The organism is Cupriavidus sp. FW305-46 (genome assembly GCF_058787075.1).
Genome location: NZ_JBYSZI010000127.1, coordinates 1 through 4,902, shown reverse-complemented (window position 1 = coordinate 4,902; position 4,902 = coordinate 1). Strand labels below are relative to the sequence as shown.

5 protein-coding genes and 1 pseudogene are annotated in these 4,902 nt (G+C 65.0%); all 6 read left to right on the top strand.

The features are described 5' to 3' along the window. A pseudogene (locus AC3WON_RS30960) lies at positions 1 to 317 on the top strand (ATP-dependent DNA helicase RecG); the annotation flags it as partial. 133 nt (positions 318 to 450) lie between these two features. Beyond that, the gene (locus tag AC3WON_RS30955) at positions 451 to 1,401 is read left to right on the top strand and encodes a LysR substrate-binding domain-containing protein (RefSeq protein WP_010815057.1); all 951 of its coding nucleotides are present in this window, start codon (positions 451 to 453) and stop codon (positions 1,399 to 1,401) included. A 410-nt stretch (positions 1,402 to 1,811) separates the two neighbouring features. Then, a complete protein-coding gene (locus AC3WON_RS30950) occupies positions 1,812 to 3,254 on the top strand; it encodes a catalase (protein ID WP_492353463.1) in 1,443 nt (480 codons plus the stop codon). A 50-nt stretch (positions 3,255 to 3,304) separates the two neighbouring features. Continuing rightward, entirely contained in the window at positions 3,305 to 3,502 is a 198-nt protein-coding gene (locus AC3WON_RS30945) for a hypothetical protein (protein ID WP_492319620.1), read from the top strand. A 92-nt stretch (positions 3,503 to 3,594) separates the two neighbouring features. Then, positions 3,595 to 4,080 (top strand): Dps family protein, encoded by a 486-nt coding sequence (locus AC3WON_RS30940; protein ID WP_010815054.1) that lies wholly within the window; start codon positions 3,595 to 3,597, stop codon positions 4,078 to 4,080. Between the two features lie 141 nt (positions 4,081 to 4,221). Further along, the coding region (gene ubiA / locus AC3WON_RS30935) for a 4-hydroxybenzoate octaprenyltransferase (RefSeq protein ID WP_492353462.1) at positions 4,222 to 4,902 on the top strand (681 nt) is incomplete at its 3' end.

Sequence of the window (4,902 nt, the reverse complement as noted above, 5' to 3'; positions counted from 1 at the left end):
GCGCCGAATCGGTCTGCCTGCTGATGTACCAGGCGCCGCTGTCGCCGACCGCGCGCGAGCGCCTGGCGACCATGCGCGAGACCACCGACGGCTTCGAGATCGCCCGGCGCGACCTGGAAATCCGCGGCCCGGGCGAGTTCCTGGGCGCGCGCCAGTCCGGCGAAGCGATGTTGCGCTTTGCCGACCTGCAGACCGACGCGTGGCTGGTGGAATACGCGCAGGAGGCGGCCGAACTGATGCTGGCGCGCTACCCGGAAGCGGTGGAAGCGCACCTTTCGCGCTGGCTGGGCGGGCGCGAGCACTACCTCAAGGCTTGAGTGCGGGCTGGTTTTTCGACGGATGTGCGCCATCCAGCGCACCTGCCGGTTCGCTGCGGACAATTCGGGCTGGCGCTCTGACAGAAGCGGCAATCGAAGGTAAAATCTATCGCCTACCGGAAACTGATAAGTCATGACGCTCACCGAACTCAAGTACATCGTCGCCGTGGCGCGCGAGCGCCATTTCGGCCGGGCCGCCGAAGCCTGCTTTGTGTCGCAGCCGACGCTGTCGGTCGCGATCAAGAAGCTGGAAGACGAACTCAACGTGCAGATTTTCGAGCGCGGCACCTCCGAGGTGTCGGTGACGTCGGTCGGCGAGCAGATCGTGGCGCAGGCCCAGCGCGTGCTTGAACAGACCATGGCCATCCGCGAGATCGCCAAGCAGGGCAAGGACCCGCTTGCGGGTCCGTTGCGGGTGGGCGTGATCTACACCATCGGTCCGTACCTGCTGCCGTCGCTGGTCAAGCAGATGATCGAGACCGTGCCGCAGATGCCGCTGATGCTGCAGGAGAACTACACCCACAAGCTGATCGAGCTGCTCAAGCAGGGTGAGATCGACTGCGCGGTGATGGCCGAGCCGTTCGCGGATTCGGGCCTGACGGTGCGCCCGCTCTATGACGAGCCCTTTGTCGTCGCCGTGCCGCGCGGCCATCAGCTGGCGCAAGCGCGCTCCATCGACCCCGATGAACTGAAGCAGCAGACCATGCTGCTGCTGGGCAGCGGCCACTGCTTCCGCGACCATGTGCTGGGCGTGTGCCCGGAACTGTCGCGCTTCTCGCAGGCGGCCGACGGCATCCAGAAGACCTTCGAGGGCTCATCGCTGGAAACCATCCGCCATATGGTGGCCAGCGGGGTCGGCATCACCGTGCTGCCGCGCACCTCGGTGCCCGACCTGAAGGCCAAGGGCGACATGCTGTCCTATGTGCCGTTTGCCGATCCGGTGCCCGACCGGCGCGTGGTGCTGGCCTGGCGCAAGAGCTTCACCCGGCTGCCGGCGATGGAAGCGCTGGCCAACGCCGTGGCCGCGTGCGAGCTGGCCGGCGTGCGCAAGCTGGACGCCAAGGAGCTGGCCGAAGCGGCCTGATCTTCCTGCCCCCGCAGTACAGGCATTTCCCTCGGCCGCACCGGAGATTCCGCTGCGGCCGTTGTCATTTCCGGCCCCGCAACGGGGTATTTCACGGACCTGTCTTCGGGCGGTCACCTTCCGCTGCGATAAGTTGCAGGAATCCCAGATAGATTTGACCTAATACATAGGTATAAATAATTGAATTCTCAATTCGATAGATCGTTGGTAGGCTGACTCCTGTCGATGCAGATGGCATCGACCTGAGACAGGAACCAATGATGAGCACCAGCGCCCAGTTCTCTCCAGCAACAATCAACGGGCGCCCGTTTCCCCTCCGCATGGGGCGCTGCCTGCTCGATTGCCTTGCCTGCTATGCCGCCGCGCTCTGATGCGGCGTTCCCTTTCAGCCCACCCACAAAGAGGAAAAGATGAGCAAGAAGGACACCCTTACCACTGCCGCCGGCGCACCCGTCGTCGACAACCAGAACTCGCAGACGGCCGGTCCGCGCGGACCGATGCTGCTGCAGGATGTCTGGTTCCTCGAAAAGCTGGCCCACTTCGACCGCGAGGTCATCCCCGAGCGGCGCGTGCATGCCAAGGGTTCGGGCGCCTATGGCACGCTCAAGATCACCCACGACATCACCAGGTACACCAAGGCTTCGGTCTTTGCCCAGGTCGGCAAGGAAACGCCGCTGTTCATCCGCTTCTCGACCGTGGCCGGCGAACGCGGCGCGGCCGATGCCGAGCGCGACGTGCGCGGCTTCTCGATCAAGTTCTACACCGATGAAGGCAACTGGGACGTGGTCGGCAACAACACCCCGGTGTTCTTCGTGCGCGACCCGCTCAAGTTCCCGGACTTTATCCACACGCAGAAACGCAATCCGCGCACCAACCTGCGCGACCCGATCGCGGTGTGGGACTTCTGGTCGCGCCATCCGGAATCGCTGCACCAGGTCACCATCCTGATGAGCGACCGCGGCCTGCCGCAGAACTACCGCCAGATCCACGGCTTCGGCTCGCACACGTACTCGTTCATCAACGCGAACAACGAGCGCTTCTGGGTCAAGTTCCACTTCAAGTCGCAGCAGGGCATCGCCAACTGGACCAATGAAGAAGCGGCCAAGGTCGTGGCAACGGACCGCGAAAGCGCGCAGCGCGACCTGTTCGAGAACATCGAGCAAGGCAATTTCCCGCGCTGGAACCTGCGCGTGCAGGTCATGCCGGAGGCCGATGCGGCCAGGTACCACATCAATCCGTTCGACCTGACCAAGGTCTGGCCGCACAAGGACTACCCGCTGATCGACGTGGGCGTGCTCGAGCTCAACCGCAACCCGGACAACTACTTTGCCGAGGTCGAGCAGGTGGCGATGAATCCGGCCAATATCGTGCCGGGCATCGGCTTCTCGCCCGACAAGATGCTGCAGGGGCGGCTGTTCTCGTACGGGGACACGCAGCGCTACCGCCTGGGGATCAACCACAACCAGATCCCGGTGAATGCGCCGAGATGCCCGTTCCACAACAGCTTCCACCGTGACGGCGCGATGCGCGTGGACGGCAACCAGGGCGGCAAGCTCAACTACGAGCCCAACCGCGAAGGCGCCTACGCCGCCAGCGAGCGCGCGATCGAGCCGCCGCTGGCACTGGATGGCGCCGCCGACCACTGGGACCACCGCGTCGACCCGGACTACTACAGCCAGCCCGGCGCGCTGTTCCGCCTGTTCGACGAAGGCCAGCGCCAGCGCCTGTTCGCCAATATCGCGGCAGCGATGCAGGGCGTGCCTGAGGCGATCGTGCGCGTGCAGCTGGAGCACTTCGCCAAGGCCGACCCGGCCTACGGCGAGGGCGTGAAGCGCGCGCTCAACCTGAAGTAAGCGGCAGCCTGGCGCGGCGCCCGTGGCGGGATGCCGCGTCGCGGAGAACGATGATGGCGATGATCCGGTTGTTTATCGAAGAGTGGCGGCAGCTGTGGCATGACGGGCACGACCAGCCCGGGCGCGCCGATGCCGCGCGGCTGCGCCACAAGCTGTGGCGCAAGGAAATCGGCGCTGCCGTGATCGTGCTCGGCGCAGCCGTGATGTTCAGCGAGGTGGCCCGGGGTTTGGCCGGGATTGCCGGCTAGTGCAATAATGCGGGTACTGCGCCGCCCGGCCCCAAAACATGGCAAGCCCGGCGGCGCCCCTCGTGGCTTTACCAGAACGGAGCGTATTTACCATGGCAAAGAAGAATGAGATGAGCGTGAATATCGGTATTTCCGACAAGGACCGCAAGAAGATCGCGGAAGGCCTGTCCAAGCTGCTGGCGGACACCTACACCCTCTACCTCAAGACCCATAATTTCCACTGGAACGTGACGGGTCCCATGTTCAATACGCTGCATCTGATGTTCGAGACCCAGTACACCGAACTGGCGCTCGCCGTGGACTCGATCGCCGAGCGTATCCGCGCACTGGGCTACCCGGCACCGGGCACCTACAAGGAGTACGCCCGCCTGTCGTCGATCGCGGAGGAAGAGGGCGTGCCCGAGGCCACCGAAATGATCCGCAAGCTGGTCGAAGGCCAGGAAGCCGTGGTGCGCACCGCGCGCTCGCTGTTCCCGGTGATCGACGCCGCCGGCGACGAACCGTCGGCCGACCTGCTGACCCAGCGCATGCAGACGCATGAAAAGACCGCGTGGATGCTGCGCGCGATGCTGGCCTGAGGCCAGCTGGCCACCTCCGGCTGCCCTTCAGTGGCGGCCGGCACTGCGCGTCGCAACCGTCCGGGCTGCGGCGCGTTTTCATTGAATCCTCCTTCCCGGATCCGCGCAGTGCAGACCCTCTCGCCGTTGCCCCCCACGCCCATGCTTGAACGCCTTTCCCTCTACGCGCGCCTGGTGCGCATCGACAAGCCGATCGGCACGCTGCTGCTGCTGTGGCCGACGCTGTGGGCCATGTGGATGGCCGCGGGCGGGCCGCCGGCGTGGGGGCTGTTCTGGATCTTCGTGGCGGGCACCTTCCTGATGCGCTCGGCTGGCTGCGCCATCAACGACTGGGCCGACCGCGACTTCGACAAGCACGTCAAGCGCACCAGGGAGCGGCCGCTGACCGCGGGCAAGATCGCCGCGTGGGAAGCGCTGGCCGTCGCCGCCGTGCTGGCGCTGGTGGCTTTTGCGCTGGTGTTGCCGCTCAATGCGCTGACCAAATGGCTGGCAGTGGTGGCGGCGGTGGTGGCGGGCACTTACCCGTTCTTCAAGCGCTTCTTTGCGATTCCGCAGGCTTATCTCGGCATTGCGTTTGGCTTTGGTATCCCGATGGCGTTTGCCGCGATCCAGGACCAGGTGCCGCCGGTGGCGTGGCTGATGCTGCTGGCCAATGTGTTCTGGGCGGTGGCGTATGACACGGCTTATGCGATGGTCGATCGTGACGACGACCTCCTGATCGGCATGAAGACTTCGGCCATTACCTTTGGCCGCTTCGACGTGGCGGCGATCATGCTCTGCTATGCCGCGTTCCTGGCGCTGATGGCGTGGGCGGGGGTGCTG

Bases quoted from the DNA above. Each gene is read 5' to 3' on its own strand.
- AC3WON_RS30945 (WP_492319620.1), top strand. From the start codon at position 3,305: ATGATGGCGATGATCCGGTTGTTTATCGAAGAGTGGCGGCAGCTGTGG.
- AC3WON_RS30950 (WP_492353463.1), top strand. From the start codon at position 1,812: ATGAGCAAGAAGGACACCCTTACCACTGCCGCCGGCGCACCCGTCGTC.
- AC3WON_RS30940 (WP_010815054.1), top strand. From the start codon at position 3,595: ATGGCAAAGAAGAATGAGATGAGCGTGAATATCGGTATTTCCGACAAG.
- AC3WON_RS30955 (WP_010815057.1), top strand. From the start codon at position 451: ATGACGCTCACCGAACTCAAGTACATCGTCGCCGTGGCGCGCGAGCGC.